This is a genomic window from Streptomyces sp. NPDC048182, from assembly GCF_043202555.1.
Classification (GTDB): Bacteria; Actinomycetota; Actinomycetes; order Streptomycetales; family Streptomycetaceae; genus Streptomyces.
On record NZ_JBIDAQ010000016.1, the window covers coordinates 170,299 to 188,738 of the forward strand.

Below are 18,440 nucleotides of genomic sequence, written 5' to 3' on the forward strand. Positions count from 1 at the left end.
GCCCCACGCCCCGAAGCCTCACGAGAGTCCGCCATGTACGAGCTGTCCCGGGTCCGCCTCTACTCCATCGGGCCCGCCGGCGCGCGTTACGCCGACACCGTGCTCGACCTGCGCGGTGTCGGCCTGCCCGTGCCCGAACCCGCGCCGGCACAGGCGGAGTTCTTCGCGGAGGAGCCGGTCGGCCCGCCGCGCCGCCCCGCGCCCGCCGGCGTGCTCTTCCTGGAGAACGGCGGCGGCAAGTCCGTCCTGCTCAAGCTGATCTTCTCCGTGATGCTGCCGGGCCACCGCAACACCCTGGGCGGCGCCAGCTCCGGCGTGCTGCGCAAGTTCCTGCTCGCCGACGACTGCGGCCACGTGGCCCTGGAGTGGCAGCACGTGCAGACCGGCGAGTGCGTCGTCGTCGGCAAGGCCAGCGAGTGGCGCGGCCGCCAGGTCTCCGGTGACCCGCGCAAGTTCGCCGAGGGCTGGTACTCCTTCCGCCCCGGACCCGGCCTCACCCTGGACAACCTGCCCGTCGCCGAGGCCACCACCGTGCGCCCGCCCGCCGAGGGCGTCTCCGGCGCCCGGGGCCGCCGGCGCACCATGAAGGGCTTCCGCGACGCGCTCACCGACGCCGGCAAGACCTACCCGCACCTGGAGGTGCACTGGGAGGAGATCCACGACCGCTGGATCGAGCACCTCGGCGACCTCGGCCTGGACCCCGAACTCTTCCGCTACCAGCGGGAGATGAACGCCGACGAGGGCGAGGCCGCCGGCCTCTTCGCGGTCAAGAAGGACTCCGACTTCACCGACCTGCTGCTGCGCGCCGTCACCGACACCCGGGACACCGACGGCCTGGCCGACCTGGTCGGCGGCTTCGGCGACAAGCTGGGCCGGCGCGCCGAACTGATCGCCGAGCGCGACTTCACCGCCGGCTCGGTCGACCTGCTCGGCCGCATCGTGGAGGCCGCCGACGCCCGCAACCGCGCCCGGGACGTCCACACCGGCGCCGAGCGCCGGACCAGGACCCTGGCCCGCCGGTTCACCGCCCGCGGCGTCCAGGAGCGCGTCCGGGCCGGCGACCTCGCCCAGCGGGTCACCGCCGCCGCCCGCGCCGTCACCCACGCCGAGTCCGCCCGGGACCGCAGCGACCGCGTCGCCGCCGAACTCGCCTACCGGCACGCCTCACTCGCCCTGGCCGGCGCCGAGCGGACGGCCGCCGCGCAGAAGCGCGAACTCGCCGACGCCCGCACCCTGCACGCCGCCTGGCAGGCCGCCGAGGCCGTCCTCAGGCACCGCGCAGCCGCCGACCGCGTCGCCCGCGTGTCGGCCGCCATCCAGGAGGCCGAGCGGGACGCCGCCCCCGCCCTCGCCGCCCGCTCCCTGGCCGCCGTGGACCTCGTCCGCGCCCTCCAGGCCGCCGCCGGCCGCGCCGAGGGCCACGCCGACGGCGAGGAGGCGCGCTCCGCCACCCTCCAGGAGGTCAGCGACACCGCCCACCGGGACGCCACCACCGCCGCCACCGAGGCGCAGCGCGCCCGCAGCGAGGCCGGCCACCTCAGGCAGCGCCTCACCGAGGTCGAGCAGGAGACCGCCGAGGCGGTGAGGGCCGGCTGGCTCGACGACAGCGCGCCCGACGCCGACCCGGCCCGCGCCGCCCTCGCCGCGAGCGACGCCGAGACCGGCGCGGTCGAGGCATGGGACACCGCCCGCGAGGCGGCCCGGCGGGCCACCGAGCACGCGCGCGAGGCGGCCACCGCCGAGAGCCGCGCGGAGCTGACCGCGGCCCGCGCGGCGGACGCCGCCACCGCCGCCGAGCGCGCCCACGGGGCGGAGCGGCGCACCGCCGAGGCCCTGGCCGCCGAGACCCGGCTCGCCGAACTCCTCGGCCTGGCCCCCGAGTCCGCCGGGGCCCCCGACCCCCGCCCCGGCATCCCCCAGCCCCGCCAGGACGCCGACGCCGCCCCCGACGGCGGCGCCCCCCGCACCGACGAGGGCGCTCTCACCGCCGAGGACCTCGACCGCTTCGCCGGTGAGCTGCGCGAGCTGCTCGACACCACCGTCTCCGGCGCCGAACGCCAGCTGTTCGAGCTGCGCACGGCCGCCGCCGACGACTCCCGCATCCTCGGCGCCCTCGGCGACGGCGGACTGCTGCCGCCGGGCCCCGACGTCCTGGCCACCGTCGAGTTCCTCGGCGAGCACGGCATCCCCGCCCTCCCCGGCTGGCGCTACCTCGCCCAGGCCGTCGACCCCGCCGACCACACCCGCGTGCTGGCCGCCCGCCCCGAGCTGGTCGACGGCGTGATCATCACCGACCCCGACTCGCACAGCCGCGCCCGCGAGGTGCTCGGCGAGGCCGCCCTGCTGCCCCGCTCCGCCGTCGCCGTCGGCACGGCCGCCGCGCTGCTCGCGCCCACCCCGGCGCCGGGTGCCGCCGCCGGCACCGCTGACGTCTTCCTCGTACCGCCGAACCCGGCCATGCACGACGAGCACGCCGCCGACGAGGAGCGGCAAGCGCTGCGCGCCCGGGCCACCGCGCGCGACGAGGAGATCCGGGCGCTCGCCGCCCGGCTCGGTAAGGACCGGGAACTGGCCGCCCGCCTCGCCTCCTGGCGCACCGGCTGCCCCGCCGGACGCCTGGCCGAACTGGCCCGGGCGGCGGCCGAGACCCGGGCCTTCGCCGAGGAGGCCGAGGCCGAGCTGACCGAGGCCCGCACCGCCCGGGCCGAGGCCGAGGAGATCTCCGCCGAGGCCGTCCGGCTGCGCGACGAGCGCCAGGAGGCCGCCCAGCGGGCCCGGCGTGCCGCCGACGCCCTCGCCGGGCTCGCCTTCCGGCTGCGCGAGCGGGCCGGCTGGCAGGCCAGGCTGCGCGAACTCGCCGACGAGGGCGCCGAGGCGGACGACCGCGCGCAGACGTGCCTGGACCGGGCCCGCGCCGCCGACGAGGACCGGCGCGCCGCCCAGCGTGCCGCCGACGACGCCCGCCGCACCGCCCGCGCGCTGCGCGCCGAGCGCTCCGAGATCGCCGGCGCCCCCGACGACGTACCCGAAGAGGGCGGCAACGGTGCGCCGAAGGGGTCGCTGCCCGACCTGCGCGAGGCGTACCGGGCCGCGTCCCAGGTGTACGAGAAGGTCGGCGTCGGCGCCGACCTGCGCGCCGAGCAGGCCCGCGCGGAGAGCGACGAGAGCGCGGCCCGCGCCGATCTCGACCGGCTGAGCAACAAGGTCCGCACCCGGGCGGGTCAGTTGCTTGAGTCGCCCGACGGCTCCGACGGGCCGTCCCGCCAGTCGGCCGCCGCCCGCGCCGAGGAGCTGGTGCAGCTCCTGGAGACCCGGATGTCCAGCGCCAGCGAGCAACTCGGCCGGCTCCGCGGCGAGGCCGAACGCCTCGCGCCCGAGGACGGCGACACCCACACCGAGCTGCCCGATGACCTCCGGCCGCGCGACGCCGAGCACGCCCAGGCCCTGCTGCGCACCGCCACCGGCGACCTCGCCGCCCGCACCGCGGCGCTGACCGAGGCCGGCGCCGCGCACGCCGAGCTGCTCGACGCGCACCGCGCCGCCGAGGACGCGGCCGGCGGCTTCGACGAGACCGGCGCCCTCCTGCGCGACCTGCTGCGCGAACACGCGCCGGAGGAGGACACCGAGGAACCCGAGCCCTACCCGGGCACCCTGGAGGCGGCCCGGCAGTCCGCCGCCGAGGCCCGCCGCTCGCTGCGCGGCTGCGCGGCCGACCTGTCCGCGGCCGAGGCCGCCGTGCGCGAGGCGAGCGACGTCCTGGTCCGGCACGCCAACTCCACCCGCTACGAGCAGGTCCGCACCCCGGCCCGGCAGCAGATCCGCGAACTGCCCGCCGCCGCCCTCCCCGAGCACGCGCAGCGCTGGGCCGACGCCTTCGCGCCCCGGCTGCGCGTCCTCACCGACGAGCTGGCCCAGCTGGAGCGCAACCGCGACTCGATCGTGGACCGGCTGCGCGGCCTGGTCGAGTCCTCGCTCGCCACGCTCCGCTCCGCCCAGCGCCTGTCCCGGCTCCCCGAGGGCCTGGGGGAGTGGTCCGGGCAGGAGTTCCTGCGCATCCGCTTCGAGGAGCCCGACCAGGCCACCCTCACCGAGCGGCTCGGCGAGGTCGTGGACGAGGCGACCCGGGCGGCCGTGAAGAAGAACTCCGACCTGCGCCGGGACGGCATGTCCCTGCTGCTGCGCGGCGTCGCGGCGGCCCTCCAGCCCAGGGGCGTCGCCGTGGAGATCCTCAAGCCGGACGCCGTGCTGCGCGCCGAGCGCGTCCCCGTCGGGCAGATGGGCGACGTCTTCTCCGGCGGCCAGCTCCTCACCGCAGCCATCGCCCTGTACTGCACGATGGCCGCGCTGCGCAGCAACGACCGGGGCCGCGACCGGCACCGCCACGCCGGCACCCTGTTCCTGGACAACCCCATCGGCCGGGCCAACGCCACCTACCTGCTGGAGCTCCAGCGGGCCGTGTCCGACGCGCTCGGCGTGCAACTGCTCTACACCACCGGGCTGTTCGACACGACCGCGCTCGCGGAGTTCCCGCTCGTCATCCGGCTGCGCAACGACGCCGACCTGCGGGCAGGGCTGAAGTACATCAGCGTCGAGGAGCACCTCCGCCCGGGCCTGCCCCAGCAGGCCGCGCCCGGCGAGGGCGAGGCGGTGCACAGCGAGATCACGGCGACCCGCATGTACAAACGCCCCGCCGAGCCGGCGTCGTAGGCTCCTTTGCCCCGGGCCGCAGGCCCTTGACCCCGGGGGCGGGCGCTACGGGTGCGAGAGCTGGCCCGTCCGCCCGCGCCCGGATATCCGTCCCGGGGACCGCTCGGCGGACCGGGCGTGCCGCCGGCTCCGGCGGTGCTCACGGCGCATGGCGCGGGCGGTGCTGCTGGGCGCCGACACCACGCCGTGGCGCTGGAGCCAGACCTGGCGGGTGACCCAGACGTCGAGCACACCCCAGGTCGCCACCACGGTGCTCACCACACCGGCGATCACCATGGGAAAGGCCAGCCAGGAACCGGCCAGCGCGCACAGGAAGGCCGTCATCGCGAGGATCAGCGTGAGGGCGACCACCAGGACCGCGCGCACGGCCGCGGTCCGCACCGGATCCGGCAGCCGGCGTCTGTCCGCCGCCTCCTCCGTCCACAACGGCCGGTTCTCCGACCGCTCCCGGTACTCGCTCCGCTCCGCCGTGCTCATCGACATGTCCTCCCCGCCGCCGGCTGGCCGCTCGCCCCGTCCACGCGGGACCCGGCTCACCCCGATTGCCCGGCTTGCGCCGCCGTACGCCCTCGGACGAGGCGGAACGCGCCTCATGCGGCCGATTCCGTCTCCCCACCCGCCCTGGAAGACGCGCGAGGAGCTGCCAGGATTCCCGGGGGCCCGCGCGACGATCGTTTTCAGCCATTCCCCATCCGCCCCGTCCGCCCCACCCGTCGGAAGCGGCTCCGCCGCGCCGGATCGCGGGCGGCAATCCCCCGTAATGCCGGACAACTGACCACGGCCGGTCGCCGGAGCGGCAGTTCAGCCTCCGGACGGGCTTTCGAGTTCCGCGCGCGTCGGTAGTAGGCTCGCGCCGTTTCTTGACGCACGTGTGTGCCCCCTCCTGCCGGCGGGGGCCCGGCTGGGGGAGTCCATGCGCTTTCGCGGGAAGTCGATCCGCCGGAAGATCGTGGCGCTGCTCCTGGTGCCGCTGGTCTCCCTGACCGCGATCTGGGCCTTCGCGACGGTGCTCACGGGTCGCGAGGCGATCCGCCTGTTCAGCATCTCCACCGTGGTCGAGGAGATCGGCTACCCGGTCGAGGACTCCATGCGCGTCCTCCAGCAGGAGCGCCGCCAGACCCTCGTCTACCTCGCCGACCCGCGCGCCTCCGACGGCCTGACCGCCCTGCGCCGCAGCCGCGCCGCCACGGACCGGGCCGTCGCCGAGATCCGCCGCAACGCCGCGACCGGCGACGTGCGCGACGCCCTCGGCGGCGGGGAGCAGGAGCGGCTGACCGCGGTCCTCGACGCCTTCGACGGCATCGGCCCGCTGCGCCGCAGCGTCGAGGACGGCACCGTGGACCGCGCGCAGGCGCTGACCCTGTACAACCGGCTGGTCGACCCGATCCACCTGCTGCTCGCCAACCTCCACGTCGTCGACGACGTGAACCTCGACAAGCAGTACCGCGCCCTGGTCAACATCACCCGGGCCCGCGAACTGCTCGCCCGCGAGGACGCCCTCCTCGGCTCCGCGCTGGTCACCGGCCGCGTCACCCGCGACGAGATCCGCGACGTCTCCGACCTCGTGGCGCAGCGCAGCATGATGTACGACATCAGCCTGCCGCTGCTGCCCACCGCCGAGCGCGCCCGCTACCAGAGCTTCTGGAAGAACGCCTCCTCCGCCCCCCTGCGCGTCGCCGAGGAGGCGGCCGTCGCCGGCGGACCCGGCACACCCCGCGCCGTCACGGCCCAGAGCTGGGACACCGCGGCCGGACACGCCCTCGACGAACTCGGCACCCTCGACGACGAGGCCGCCGATCGCTACCAGGACCGCGTCGACCCGGTGGCCACCGGCGTCATCACCAAGGCGGTGGTCGCCGCCGCCCTCGGTCTGGTCGCCCTGCTCTTCTCCCTCCTGCTGTCCGTACGCGTCGGCCGCGCCCTCATCCGCGACCTCAGGCAACTGCGCCTGGAGGCCCACGAGTCGTCCGGCGTCCGGCTGCCCAGTGTGATGCGCCGCCTCTCGGCCGGCGAGCAGGTCGACGTCGAGACCGAGGTGCCGCGCCTGGAGTACGACCGCAACGAGATCGGCGAGGTCGGCCAGGCCCTCAACACCCTCCAGCGCGCCGCCGTCGAGGCCGCCGTCAAGCAGGCCGAACTGCGCGCCGGCGTCTCCGAGGTCTTCGTCAACCTCGCCCGCCGCAGCCAGGTCCTGCTGCACAAGCAGCTCACCCTGCTCGACACCATGGAGCGCCGCACCGAGGACACCGAGGAACTCGCCGACCTCTTCCGCCTGGACCACCTGACCACGCGCATGCGCCGGCACGCCGAGGGCCTCGTCATCCTCTCCGGCGCCGCCCCCTCCCGGCAGTGGCGCAGGCCCGTCCAGCTCATGGACGTGGTGCGGGCCGCCGTCGCCGAGGTCGAGGACTACGAGCGCATCGAGGTCCGCCGGCTGCCGCGCGTCGCCGTCACCGGCCCGGCCGTCGCCGACCTCACCCACCTCGTGGCCGAACTCGTGGAGAACGCCACGGTGTTCTCGCCCCCGCACACCGCCGTGCAGGTCCTCGGCGAGCGCGTCGCCAACGGCTTCACCCTGGAGATCCACGACCGCGGCCTCGGCATGGCCGCCGACGCCCTGCTCGACGCCAACCTCCGCCTCGCCGAGACCCCCGAGTTCGAGCTGTCCGACACCGACCGGCTCGGCCTGTTCGTGGTCAGCCGGCTCGCCCAGCGGCAGAACGTGAGGGTCTCCCTCCAGCCGTCCCCGTACGGCGGCACCACCGCGGTCGTCTTCGTGCCCGACGCCCTGCTGACGGACGACGCCCCCGACACCAACGGCATCGGCTTCCGCCTCGACCGCCCCCAGCCGGCCCGCGAGGGCGAGCGCGAGCGGGGCCGCAGGTCCGCCCTCGCCCAGGTGCCGGCCCGGCTGCCCGGCCGGAAGGCGGCGCTGCTCGACGGCCCGGTGGAGCTGGAGGCCCCCGTCGGTCTGGAGGCACCCGTGGACCTGGACGCCCCCGACGACCTGGAGGCGCCGGTGGACCTGGACGCCCTGGACGACGGCCTCGGCGACCGCGACGGCGAGCAGGGCGGCCTGTTCCGCTCCCGCCGCTCCTTCGCCCCGGCCGACGAGGAGCGCCCGTCCCGGCGCACCGAACGGCGCCGCCCGGCACCCGGCGGCGACGCCGACTCGCCCCGGGCCGCGGACGCGCCGGCGGTACCGCTGCCCCGTCGGGGCGCCCCCAAGCTGGTCACCTCGCACGGCCAGCCCGTGCGCCCGGGCGAGCCGCCGGAGCTGCCGGTCCGCCGCCGCGGCGACGAGCGTCCCGGCCCGCGCCCGGGCGGCGCCGAATCCGGCGCCCCGGAGCCCGAGGCGCTGCCCACCCTCCCGGCCCGCCGCCGCGGCACGCCCGACGACACCCCGGCGCCGGAGCCGGACACCGCCGCGACCGAGGGCCCCGCGACGGAGGCGCCCGCACCCGGGTCGCCCGTACAAGAGCCGGCCCCCGAGACTCCGGCACCCGAGGCCCCCGCCGCCGACGCGCTGCCCCGCCGCGTCCGCCAGGCCAGCCTCGCCCCGCAACTGAAGCAGAGCGCCGCCCGCCCCACCGAGGACCGCTCCACACCCACCGACCGGGACGCCGACGAGGTGCGCAGTCGCATGGCCTCGCTCCAGCGCGGCTGGCGGCGCGGCCGCGAGGAGAACGCCTCGACACCGCCCGCGGCACCCGACCACGGAACGACCGAGCAAGGAACGAACAAGGGGGACGGTCGATGACCGCACCGAAGCCGACCGGACACACCACGACCGGGTCCGGAGAGCTGAACTGGCTGCTGGACGACCTGGTGGAGCGCGTCGCCAGCATCCGCAAGGCCGTCGTCCTCTCGGGCGACGGACTCGCGACCGGCGCCTCCCAGGGACTGACCAGGGAGGACAGCGAACACCTGGCCGCCGTGGCGTCCGGCTTCCACAGCCTGGCCAAGGGCGTGGGCCGCCACTTCGAGGCGGGCGACGTCCGCCAGACGGTGGTCGAACTCGACGAGGCGTTCCTCTTCGTCACCGCGGCCGGCGACGGCAGCTGCCTCGCCGTCCTCTCCGACGCCGACTCCGACGTCGGACAGGTCGCCTACGAGATGACCCTGCTCGTCAAGCGGGTCGGCGTACACCTGGGCGCCGCACCGCGCACCGATCTGCCCGCGGGCGGGTAGTGAGATGACATGAGCGCAGACGGTCAGGGAAGAAACCACTGGTTCGACGACGAGGCCGGCCCCGTCGTCCGTCCGTACGCGATGACCCGCGGCCGTACCAGCAGCACGGCCCAGCACCGCCTGGACCTGATCGCGGTCGTCGTCACCGAGGAGCACGCGGACGACCCCGAGGCCGACGCCACGCTGTCCCCGGAGCACGTCGACATCGTCGGCCTGTGCCGCGACACCCCCCAGTCGGTGGCCGAACTGGCCGCCGGCCTCGACCTGCCCATAGGCGTCGTACGCGTCCTGATAGGGGATCTCGTGGACGCCCGGCTCGTGCACGTGAACCGGCCCGTGCCGCCCGCCGAGCTGCCGGACGAGAACATCCTGCGTGACGTGATCAACGGCCTGCGGGCGCTGTGACCGCCCGCCGAGGCCAAGACGGGCACCAAGAGGAGAGACATCGATGATCTTCGGGCGTTCGCAGCGCGGCAAGCCGCCGGTGGAGCCGGTCACGCTCAAGATCCTGGTGGCCGGCGGCTTCGGCGTGGGCAAGACCACCCTCGTCGGCGCGGTCAGCGAGATCAGGCCGCTGCGCACCGAGGAACTGCTCACCGAGGCCGGCCGGCCCGTGGACGACGTACGCGGGGTGGAGAACAAGCACACCACCACCGTCGCCATGGACTTCGGCCGGATCACGCTCCGCGAGGACCTGGTGCTCTACCTCTTCGGCACGCCCGGCCAGGAGCGGTTCTGGTTCATGTGGGACGAGCTGTCCGAGGGCGCGCTCGGCGCCGTCGTCCTCGCCGACACCCGGCGCCTGGAGGACTGCTTCGCCGCCGTCGACTACTTCGAGCGGCGCGGCATCCCCTTCGTCGTCGGCGTCAACCGCTTCGACGGCTCGGCCCGCTACCCCGCCGACTCCGTCCGCCGGGCCCTCGACCTCGACGCCGACGTGCCCCTGGTGATGTGCGACGCCCGGGACCGCGAGTCGGTCAAGGAAGTGCTCATCGAGGTCGTCCAGCACGCGATGGCCCACGCGACGGACCACCGGCGAACCGTCAGCACCCCCTGACGCACCCCCGCGGCCCCACCCCCCCGCCCGGCCCAAGATCAGATACAGTCCGCGCGTGTCCGAAACCCACACCCCCGCTCCCAACTCCGCACCCGGCTCCCACTGTTCGAGCTGCGGAGCGCCCTACGGCGAAGGCACCACCGGCTGGCCGCGCACCTGCCCCGCGTGCGGCACCACCGCCTACCGCAACCCGCTGCCCGTCGCCGTCGCCCTCCAGCCCGTCCACGACACCGAGGGCACCGCCCTGGTCGTCATCACCCGCACCGTGGCCCCCGCGCGCGGAGGCGTCGCCCTGCCCGGCGGGTTCATCGACGACCGGGAGGACTGGCGGCGGGCCGTCGTCCGCGAACTGCGGGAGGAGACCGGCATCGAGGCGGCACCCCGAGACGTGCGGCTCGCCGACGCCATGAGCGCGCCCGACGGCCACCTGCTCCTCTTCGGCCTGCTGCCCGAGCGGCCCGCCGGCCAGCTCCCGCCGTTCGCCGCGACGGCCGAGACCGACGGCCGCCACCTGCTGCGCCGTCCCGAGGAACTGGCCTTCCCCCTGCACACGCTGGCCGTACGGGCGTTCTTCGAGGGCCGCTACCTCTGAGCCGCCCGCCCGCCGAGCCCCCGCACCCGCACCGGACGGCCCGCCGGAGCCCCGTCCTCCCGCTCCACCACCACCCGCCCGTCCACCCAGCGGGTCACGTACCGCTCGGGCTCCGCCCGCACCCACCCGTCGCCCGCGTCCGCCACGACCGGCCCACCACCGCTCCGCCCCGGAGCGGGCGCCCACACCTCCAGCTCGACGCCCCCGTCCGCCCCCAGCACGGGCACGACGGCCCCCGCCCGGGCGAACACCGGTATCCGGTCCGGCGGCGCGTCGGCCACCACCCGCACCGGCCCCTCGTACGCCCGCTCCGTCACCGTCTCGTACCAGCGCCCCCGCGGCAGCCACACCGCCCGCCGTTCCGTCCCCGGCGTGAGGACCGGCGCCACCAGCAGGCCGTCGCCCAGCAGGAAGGCGTCCTCGCACTCCCGCGCCTCCCGCTCCTCGGGCGCCGACCACCACACCGGACGCACCGGGGGAGCGCCCGTCCGCCGCGCCTGATGCGCCAGCGTCCTGACGTACGGTGACAGCCGCCGCCGCTCGGCGAGCGCCACACGCGCGTGCCCCGTCCCGGCTCGGCCCTGGACATCGCCCTCGCCTCCGCCTCCGCCTTCGCCGGTTGCGGGCAGCCGCGGCAGGTACGCGGCCAGCTGCCACCACCGGGCGGCCGGCTCGGGCGCCGGTTCCGCGCCGGGACCGCCTGCCCCTGTCGCCGCCCCCTCCTCGTACGGCACCCCGCACAGCCCCGACGCCAGGGCAGACGCCAACGACGCCCGCAGCCCCGCCCAGTCCGACCCGACCGCCCCCATCGCCTGGACCGGATCCTCCCTGGGCCCCGGCGGGCCGGCGAGCGAGGTCCAGGCGAGCAGCACCCGCGCCGGCGCCCCCACCATCACCCAGCAGCGCAGCGGCCCGCCCGACCGCCGCAGCACGCTCAGCCCCGGCCGGTCGTGCCCCGACCCGGCGCCCTCCCGGCCCTCCCGCAGCGTCACCGAGCCGTCCCCCGAACCGTCGTGGACCACCAGGTGCGTGCCCCCGTCGGCCACCACGAGCAGCCCCGGCACCGCCTCGCCCGCCCCCAGCGGATACGAGCCGCTCCGCAGCCGCAGCCCCCTGGCCGGTCTGCCGAGACCGAAGAACCGGGCGTCGGCCGCCACCTCCGCACGCTGCGCCCACCGCGCCGCGCCGCCCCCCACCGGCTCCCACCAGCGCGGCGGCAGCTCGCGCCGCAGCAGCACGCCGCCCGGCGTGCACACCTGCACCGCGCCGTGCCGCGAGACGGCCACGGTCATCCGCTCGGCCACCACCCGCCAGCCGCCGTCCTTGTCCGGCTCGAGCACCGCCCGGGGATCCGGTTCCGGACACCGCCCCGCCACCGCGTCCGACGGCTCGGGACCCGCCCCGTCCCACCCCCAGAACACCACCCCGTTCGCGGCGACCAGGATCCGCAGCTCCGAACGAGCGAACCTGACCACCCCACCGCCCGGCCCGGGCTCCACCTCGCGCACCGCCCCCGGCACCCGCGCCCGCTCCCCGGCCCCGGCCCCGCGCGTGCGCCACGCCTCCCGAATGCCGCGGAGCCGCCCCACCGCCCCCGCCGATCCGACCGTCTTCACCGAACGCACCAGGTCACGAGCTTCCATGCGCCCACCCTGTCACCCTCCCAGCGGCCCACGGGAGTCGTTCAACTGCCGTTCACCCAGCGCCTCCCACCCGCTCACTGCCGCAATGAGCGTGATGAGCCCACATACGTACGACGCCCACTGTGTGGAGCACACCCTGGTGCGGGCAACGATCACATGGCATCGTCCGTGTCAGCCGCGTCACGCGCACACCCCAGCCCGTGCGCGCGGGACGCACACGACGCGCACAGCCCGGGAGCCGCACCATGCCGACCGTGAACCCGCAGCAGCCGCTCTGGCAGCCCGACGCCGAACGCATCGCCGGCGCGCGGATCACCAGGTTCCAGACCTGGGCGGCCGAGCGGCACGGCGCCCCGGCCGACGGCGGCTACGCCGCCCTGCACCGCTGGTCCGTCGAGGATCTCCCGTCCTTCTGGGCGGCCGTCACCGAGTGGTTCGACGTGCGCTTCTCCGCCCCCTACGCGCGCGTGCTCGGCGACCGCTCGATGCCCGGCGTCCAGTGGTTCCCCGGCGCCACGCTCAACTACGCCGAACACGCCCTGCGCGCCGCCGCCGACCGCGCCGACGAACCCGCCCTGCTGCACGTCGACGAGGTCCACGACCCGCGCCCCGTCACCTGGGCCGCACTGCGCCGCCAGGTCGGCTCCCTCGCCGCCGAACTGCGCGCCCTCGGCGTCCGCCCCGGCGACCGGATCAGCGGCTACCTCCCGAACATCCCGGAGGCCGTGACCGCCCTCCTCGCCACCGCCGCCGTCGGCGCGGTCTGGACCTCCTGCGCCCCCGACTTCGGCGCCCGCAGCGTCCTGGACCGCTTCCAGCAGGTCGAACCCGTCGTCCTGTTCACCGTCGACGGCTACCGCTACGGCGGCAAGGAGCACGACCGCACCGACACCGTCGCCGAACTGCGCCGCGAGCTGCCCACCCTGCGCGCCGTGGTCCACATCCCGCTCCTCGGCACGGACGCCCCCGACGGCGCCCTGCACTGGGACGACCTCACGGCCGCCGACACCGAGCCCGTCTTCGAGCAGGTCCCCTTCGACCACCCCCTGTGGGTGCTCTACTCCTCCGGCACCACCGGCCTGCCCAAGGCCATCGTCCAGTCCCAGGGCGGCATCCTCGTCGAGCACCTCAAGCAGCTCGGCCTGCACTGCGACCTCGGCCCCGAGGACCGCTTCTTCTGGTACACCTCGACCGGCTGGATGATGTGGAACTTCCTCGTCTCCGGCCTGCTGACCGGCACCACGATCGTCCTGTACGACGGCAGCCCAGGCCACCCCGACACCGGCGCCCAGTGGCGCATCGCCGAACGCACCGGCGCCACCCTCTTCGGCACCTCCGCCGCCTACGTCATGGCCTGCCGCAAGGCCGACCTGCACCCCGGCCGCGACCTCGACCTCTCGCGCCTGAAGTGCGTCGCCACCACCGGCTCCCCGCTGCCCCCCGACGGCTTCCGCTGGCTGCACGACCAGGTCCGCGACGACCTGTGGATCGCCTCCGTCAGCGGCGGCACCGACGTCTGCTCCTGCTTCGCCGGCGCCGTGCCCACCCTCCCCGTCCACATCGGCGAACTCCAGGCCCCCTGCCTCGGCACCGACCTCCAGTCCTGGGACCCCGCAGGCGCCCCCCTCATCGACGAGGTCGGTGAGCTGGTCGTCACCAACCCCATGCCCTCCATGCCGATCCGCTTCTGGAACGACCCCGACGGCAGCCGCTACCACGACAGCTACTTCGACACCTACCCCGGCGTCTGGCGGCACGGCGACTGGATCACCCTCACCTCACGCGGCTCCGTCGTCATCCACGGCCGCTCCGACTCCACCCTCAACCGCCAGGGCGTCCGCATGGGCTCCGCCGACATCTACGAGGCCGTCGAACGCCTCCCCGAGATCAGGGAATCCCTCGTCGTCGGCATCGAACAGGCCGACGGCGGCTACTGGATGCCGCTCTTCGTCCACCTGGTCCCCGGCGCCGTCCTCGACGACACCCTGCGCACCCGCATCAAGCAGACCATCCGCGAGCAGCTCTCCCCCCGCCACACCCCCGACGAGATCATCCAGGTCCCCGGCGTCCCGCACACCCTCACCGGCAAGCGCATCGAGGTCCCCGTCAAACGCCTGCTCCAGGGCACCCCGCTGGAGAAGGCGGTCAACCCCGGCTCCATCGACAACCTCGACCTGCTCCACTTCTACGAGGACCTCGCCCGCAAACGCGCCTGACCGGCCCCGCCCCCGCCACCGGCCCCATTGTCAGTGCCCCCGCTTACGGTGAGTGAGCACAGATCGACTCACGAGCACCACGGGGGCACGACACCATGACGCACACAGACCAAACCGTCCGACGCGCCCTGCGCCGCGAGATCGCCGGCACCATCGGCCTGCTCGCCGACGAGCACGACTTCCACGCCATGCGGCGCTACCGCAGCTTCACCCTGGACGACCACGCCACCTACCTGCGCCAACTCGAGGCCCTGCTCAAGGCCCGCACCCGTCAAGGCGCCCACACCACGGTCGCCCTCTTCGACCCGCAGGAGTACGCCGAGTACTGCGCCGCGGCCGGCCTCGACCCCGACACCGCCGCGGGACGCACCCGCTTCACCGCCGAACTCGCCGCCCACGGCCCCGCCCTGCCCTACGACGGACAGCCGCTCGCCGACCTCCTGCCCGCCCTCGTCGACGAAGCCGTCCGCCAGGCCACCTGGGAGTACGCCGCCGGCGCCCTGGCCCGCCTCGGCACCTGCGCCACCTGCGGCGAGGACCTCGGCCGCGCCGCCTTCGCCCGAGCCGCCCACCTCCTGCGCCGCGTCCTGGCCACCGCACCACCGGGCCACCACCACCTGGTGTGCAGCGTCACCGGCCACCCGGAGACCCTCCTCGCCGTCCTCACCCTCGACCCGGACACCGACGGCACCCCACACCCGGACGACGCCGAGACCCTGGAACTGACCGGCCTCCTCGCCCTCGGCCTCGCCACCCACAGCCCCGGCGGCCTCGTCATGCGGATCAGCACCCCCGGCATCCCCGACCGCATCCACGGCTGGCGCCTGCACGGCTACGGACTCACCCCGCTCACCGCCGCCGAGGTCTTCGACGCCTACTGCACCGACGCCGAGTCCGGCGACCTCTTCGGCCCCGAACCCGGCGTCGACTACTGCCCGCCGCCCGACCTCGGCGACGACAGCCCGCCACCGGGCCACCACCACTGAACGCCCGAGGACGCGCGAGGGGCGCCCCACCCGCAGGCGGAGCGCCCCTCACCAGGACACCGGGTCCCTACTCGCCCGACAGCACCGCCTGCGCCGCGGCGCGCGCCTCCTCGGCGCTGTCCGCGGCCCGCGCGGCCGACGCGGCCCGCTCGCACTGCGCCAGCGTGAACTTGGCGAGCGTGGAGCGCACATACGGCAGCGACGCGGCACCCATCGACAGGGAGGTGACCCCCAGACCGGTCAGCACACACGCCAGCAGCGGGTCGGAGGCGGCCTCACCGCACACGCCGCAGCTCTTGCCCTCGGCCTTGGCCGCGTCGGCGGCCAGCGCGACCAGGTCGAGCAGCGCCGGCTGCCACGGGTCCTGGAGCCGCGAGACGGCACCCACCTGGCGGTCGGCGGCGAAGGTGTACTGCGCGAGGTCGTTGGTCCCCAGCGACAGGAACTCCACCTCCTGGAGCACCGAACGCGCCCGCAGCGCGGCCGACGGGATCTCCACCATCGCGCCGAACTTCGCCCGCAGCCCGGCCTCCCGGCAGGCGTCCGCGAACGCCTTGGCGTCCGCGCGGTCCGCCACCATGGGCGCCATGACCTCGAGGTGGGCCGGCAGCCCCTCGGCCGCCTTCGCCAGCGCGGTCAGCTGCGTGCGCAGCACCTCCGGGTGGTCGAGCAGCGTCCGCAGCCCGCGCACGCCGAGCGCCGGGTTCGGCTCGTCCGCGGGCGTCAGGAACTCCAACGGCTTGTCCGCACCCGCGTCAAGCACGCGCACGACGACCCGGCCCTCGGGGAACGCCTCAAGGACCTGCCGGTAGGCCGCGACCTGCTTCTCCTCCGACGGCGCCCGCTCACTGTCGTCCAGGAACAGGAACTCCGTACGGAACAGACCGACGCCCTCGGCCCCTGCCTCGACGGCCGCCGGCACGTCCGCGGGACCGCCGATGTTCGCGAGCAGCGGCATCTTGTGGCCGTCGGAGGTGGCACCCGGCCCCGCAGACGCGGCCAGCGCGGCCTTGCGCTCCGCCGCCGCGGCCTCCATCGCCGTCTTCTTCTCCGCAGTGGGGTTCACGAAGATCTCTCCGCTACTGCCGTCCACGGCGACGACCGTGCCCTCGGGCAGCTCACCGGCGCCCGGCAGCGCCACGACCGCCGGCACACCGAGCGCCCGAGCCAGGATCGCGCTGTGGCTGGTCGGCCCGCCCTCCTCGGTCACGAAGCCGAGCACCAGCGACGGGTCGAGCAGCGCCGTGTCGGCCGGCGCGAGATCCCGCGCGATGAGCACGTACGGCTCGTCGCTGTCGGGCACGCCCGGCATCGGCACCCCGAGCAGCCGGGCCACGATGCGGTTGCGCACGTCGTCCAGGTCGGCCACGCGTCCGGCCAGGTACTCGCCAGCCCCGGCCAGCAGCGCGCGGTACGCGGCGAACGCGTCGTACACCGCGCGCTCGGCGGTGCTGCCCACCGCCACCCGACGCTCCACGTCGGCCATCAGCTCGGGGTCCTGGGCCATCATGGCCTGCGCCTCGAGCACCGCCTGGGCCTCGCCGCCCGCCAGGTTGCCGCGCGCCATCAGGTCGGCCGCCACCGCCTCCACGGCCTGACGGGCACGCCCCTGCTCGCGCTCCGCCTCCCCGGCCGCGATCTGCTTCGCCGGCGGCTCGAGCACCGCCGTGCCCATGTGCCGAACCTCGCCGATCGCCACACCGTGGCTCACGCCGACGCCTCGCAGCGTTGTCTCCATCTCACCCGTCCCGATAGTGCGGCGGGTCCCGCCGCCGCGGTCGTTGTCCTGCCGGCCGTCCGACGACGGCGCCGACGTCACTGCCAGGAGAAGAGGCTGTCCCCGGTGGCCACGTCGCCGTCCTCGCGGAGTCCGCCCAGCGCCTCCGCGGTCGCCTCCAGGGCGACGACCGGGCAGATGGGCGACTTGCCCGCGGCCTCCACGGCGGCCGGGTCCCAGCGCACCACGGCCTGGCCGCGCGCGACGGTGTCCCCCTTGTTCACCAACAGCTCGAAGCCCTCGCCGTTGAGCTGCACGGTGTCGATGCCGAGGTGGGTGAGCACCCCGTGGCCTTCGTCGTCGACGACGACGAAGGCGTGCGGGTGCAGGGAGACGATGACACCGTCGACGGGCGAGACGGCCTCGGAGGCCTCGCGCACGGGGTCGATGGCGGTGCCCGGGCCGACCATGGCCCCGGAGAAGACCGGATCGGGCACAGCGGCCAGTCCGATGGCGCGTCCGGCGAGCGGGGACGACACGGTGGTCATGGGAAGCCTCCCAGGGCGGTGATGTGTACGGGCCGTCACTACCTGTCCCGGACGGCGCACTGAGCAGCAGGGTATGTCATAGGAAGTACCGGTTCCGCATGAGTGGTCCCAATAGAGGTCTAGACCACACTCCCCACGGATTTGCTCCCGTTCCGCGGACCGATGTACAGTCGGGGCTTACCCCAGCTCGTCAGATCCTATCTCTGGGCCTTTTTGCATGTTCGCAGGAGGGTGGTCAGAGGGCCGGAAAAACCCTGATAGAGTTTGGATCACCGAAGGGAAGCCCGGAGGAAAGCCCGAGAGGGTGAGTACAAAGGAAGCGACCGTTCCTTGAGAACTCAACAGCGTGCCAAAAGTCAACGCCAGATATGTTGATACCCCGTCTCTCCCGTTCGGGAGGGCGAGGTTCCTTTGAAATACACACAGCGAGGACGCTGTGAACGGTCGGATTATTCCTCCGATCGTTCCGCTCTCGTGAAGTGTGCACCCGATTACGGGTAAACATTCACGGAGAGTTTGATCCTGGCTCAGGACGAACGCTGGCGGCGTGCTTAACACATGCAAGTCGAACGATGAACCACTTCGGTGGGGATTAGTGGCGAACGGGTGAGTAACACGTGGGCAATCTGCCCTGCACTCTGGGACAAGCCCTGGAAACGGGGTCTAATACCGGATACTGATCATCACGGGCATCTGTGGTGTTCGAAAGCTCCGGCGGTGCAGGATGAGCCCGCGGCCTATCAGCTTGTTGGTGAGGTAATGGCTCACCAAGGCGACGACGGG

At 74.8% G+C, this 18,440-nt stretch carries 12 protein-coding genes and 1 rRNA gene; 9 read left to right on the forward strand and 4 right to left on the reverse strand.

Going from position 1 to position 18,440, the window contains the following annotated elements; genetic code table 11:
• The first annotated feature begins 33 nt into the window (after window positions 1–33).
• Entirely contained in the window at window positions 34–4,707 is a 4,674-nt protein-coding gene (locus ACGFZL_RS27385; RefSeq protein WP_393695625.1) for a hypothetical protein, read from the forward strand.
• A gap of 45 nt (window positions 4,708–4,752) precedes the next feature.
• Here the strand turns inward: ACGFZL_RS27385 and ACGFZL_RS27390 are convergent, their stop codons facing one another.
• Complete coding sequence (locus ACGFZL_RS27390) at window positions 4,753–5,190, reverse strand: hypothetical protein (RefSeq protein WP_393695627.1); 438 nt, start codon at window positions 5,188–5,190, stop codon at window positions 4,753–4,755.
• Window positions 5,191–5,620: 430 nt separating this feature from the next.
• Between ACGFZL_RS27390 and ACGFZL_RS27395 the strand changes: the two genes are divergently transcribed.
• Genes ACGFZL_RS27395 through ACGFZL_RS27415 form a run of 5 tightly spaced genes read left to right on the forward strand, consistent with a single transcriptional unit; the run spans window position 5,621 to window position 10,547 of the window.
• Window positions 5,621–8,467 carry a nitrate- and nitrite sensing domain-containing protein gene (locus ACGFZL_RS27395; RefSeq protein ID WP_393695629.1) on the forward strand — a complete coding sequence of 949 codons (2,847 nt, stop codon included), beginning with the start codon at window positions 5,621–5,623 and terminating at the stop codon, window positions 8,465–8,467.
• Entirely contained in the window at window positions 8,464–8,898 is a 435-nt protein-coding gene (locus ACGFZL_RS27400) for a roadblock/LC7 domain-containing protein (RefSeq protein WP_355173128.1), read from the forward strand. The genes ACGFZL_RS27395 and ACGFZL_RS27400 overlap by 4 nt, the downstream gene beginning before the upstream one ends.
• Before the next feature lie 9 nt (window positions 8,899–8,907).
• Window positions 8,908–9,303 carry a DUF742 domain-containing protein gene (locus tag ACGFZL_RS27405; RefSeq protein ID WP_355173130.1) on the forward strand — a complete coding sequence of 132 codons (396 nt, stop codon included), beginning with the start codon at window positions 8,908–8,910 and terminating at the stop codon, window positions 9,301–9,303.
• 43 nt (window positions 9,304–9,346) lie between these two features.
• Window positions 9,347–9,955 (forward strand): ATP/GTP-binding protein, encoded by a 609-nt coding sequence (locus ACGFZL_RS27410; protein ID WP_393695632.1) that lies wholly within the window; start codon window positions 9,347–9,349, stop codon window positions 9,953–9,955.
• A 55-nt stretch (window positions 9,956–10,010) separates the two neighbouring features.
• Window positions 10,011–10,547: an NUDIX domain-containing protein gene (locus ACGFZL_RS27415; protein ID WP_393695634.1), complete on the forward strand. Its 537-nt coding sequence runs from the start codon at window positions 10,011–10,013 to the stop codon at window positions 10,545–10,547.
• On the opposite strand, the gene ACGFZL_RS27420 is transcribed toward ACGFZL_RS27415, so the two are convergent.
• On the reverse strand, window positions 10,538–12,190 hold the full coding sequence (locus ACGFZL_RS27420) for a glycosyl hydrolase (protein WP_393695636.1): 1,653 nt from the start codon (window positions 12,188–12,190) through the stop codon (window positions 10,538–10,540). The genes ACGFZL_RS27415 and ACGFZL_RS27420 overlap by 10 nt on opposite strands.
• Before the next feature lie 245 nt (window positions 12,191–12,435).
• Between ACGFZL_RS27420 and ACGFZL_RS27425 the strand changes: the two genes are divergently transcribed.
• Window positions 12,436–14,406 carry an acetoacetate--CoA ligase gene (locus ACGFZL_RS27425; protein WP_393695638.1) on the forward strand — a complete coding sequence of 657 codons (1,971 nt, stop codon included), beginning with the start codon at window positions 12,436–12,438 and terminating at the stop codon, window positions 14,404–14,406.
• A gap of 95 nt (window positions 14,407–14,501) precedes the next feature.
• On the forward strand, window positions 14,502–15,392 hold the full coding sequence (locus ACGFZL_RS27430; RefSeq protein WP_393695640.1) for a hypothetical protein: 891 nt from the start codon (window positions 14,502–14,504) through the stop codon (window positions 15,390–15,392).
• 67 nt (window positions 15,393–15,459) lie between these two features.
• Here ACGFZL_RS27430 and ptsP read toward each other — a convergent pair whose 3' ends face one another.
• Window positions 15,460–17,130, reverse strand: a complete 1,671-nt coding sequence (gene ptsP, locus ACGFZL_RS27435) for a phosphoenolpyruvate--protein phosphotransferase (RefSeq protein WP_355173142.1) — start codon at window positions 17,128–17,130, stop codon at window positions 15,460–15,462.
• Window positions 17,131–17,207: 77 nt separating this feature from the next.
• Window positions 17,208–17,657 carry a PTS glucose transporter subunit IIA gene (locus ACGFZL_RS27440; RefSeq protein WP_393695642.1) on the reverse strand — a complete coding sequence of 150 codons (450 nt, stop codon included), beginning with the start codon at window positions 17,655–17,657 and terminating at the stop codon, window positions 17,208–17,210.
• Window positions 17,658–18,161: 504 nt separating this feature from the next.
• Between ACGFZL_RS27440 and ACGFZL_RS27445 the strand changes: the two genes are divergently transcribed.
• Window positions 18,162–18,440 (forward strand): 16S ribosomal RNA (locus tag ACGFZL_RS27445); the annotation flags it as partial.

Bases quoted from the DNA above. Each gene is read 5' to 3' on its own strand.
- ACGFZL_RS27385 (WP_393695625.1), top strand. From the start codon at position 34: ATGTACGAGCTGTCCCGGGTCCGCCTCTACTCCATCGGGCCCGCCGGC.
- ACGFZL_RS27390 (WP_393695627.1), bottom strand. From the start codon at position 5,190: ATGTCGATGAGCACGGCGGAGCGGAGCGAGTACCGGGAGCGGTCGGAG.
- ACGFZL_RS27395 (WP_393695629.1), top strand. From the start codon at position 5,621: ATGCGCTTTCGCGGGAAGTCGATCCGCCGGAAGATCGTGGCGCTGCTC.
- ACGFZL_RS27400 (WP_355173128.1), top strand. From the start codon at position 8,464: ATGACCGCACCGAAGCCGACCGGACACACCACGACCGGGTCCGGAGAG.
- ACGFZL_RS27405 (WP_355173130.1), top strand. From the start codon at position 8,908: ATGAGCGCAGACGGTCAGGGAAGAAACCACTGGTTCGACGACGAGGCC.
- ACGFZL_RS27410 (WP_393695632.1), top strand. From the start codon at position 9,347: ATGATCTTCGGGCGTTCGCAGCGCGGCAAGCCGCCGGTGGAGCCGGTC.
- ACGFZL_RS27420 (WP_393695636.1), bottom strand. From the start codon at position 12,190: ATGGAAGCTCGTGACCTGGTGCGTTCGGTGAAGACGGTCGGATCGGCG.
- ACGFZL_RS27425 (WP_393695638.1), top strand. From the start codon at position 12,436: ATGCCGACCGTGAACCCGCAGCAGCCGCTCTGGCAGCCCGACGCCGAA.
- ACGFZL_RS27430 (WP_393695640.1), top strand. From the start codon at position 14,502: ATGACGCACACAGACCAAACCGTCCGACGCGCCCTGCGCCGCGAGATC.
- ptsP (WP_355173142.1), bottom strand. From the start codon at position 17,130: ATGGAGACAACGCTGCGAGGCGTCGGCGTGAGCCACGGTGTGGCGATC.
- ACGFZL_RS27440 (WP_393695642.1), bottom strand. From the start codon at position 17,657: ATGACCACCGTGTCGTCCCCGCTCGCCGGACGCGCCATCGGACTGGCC.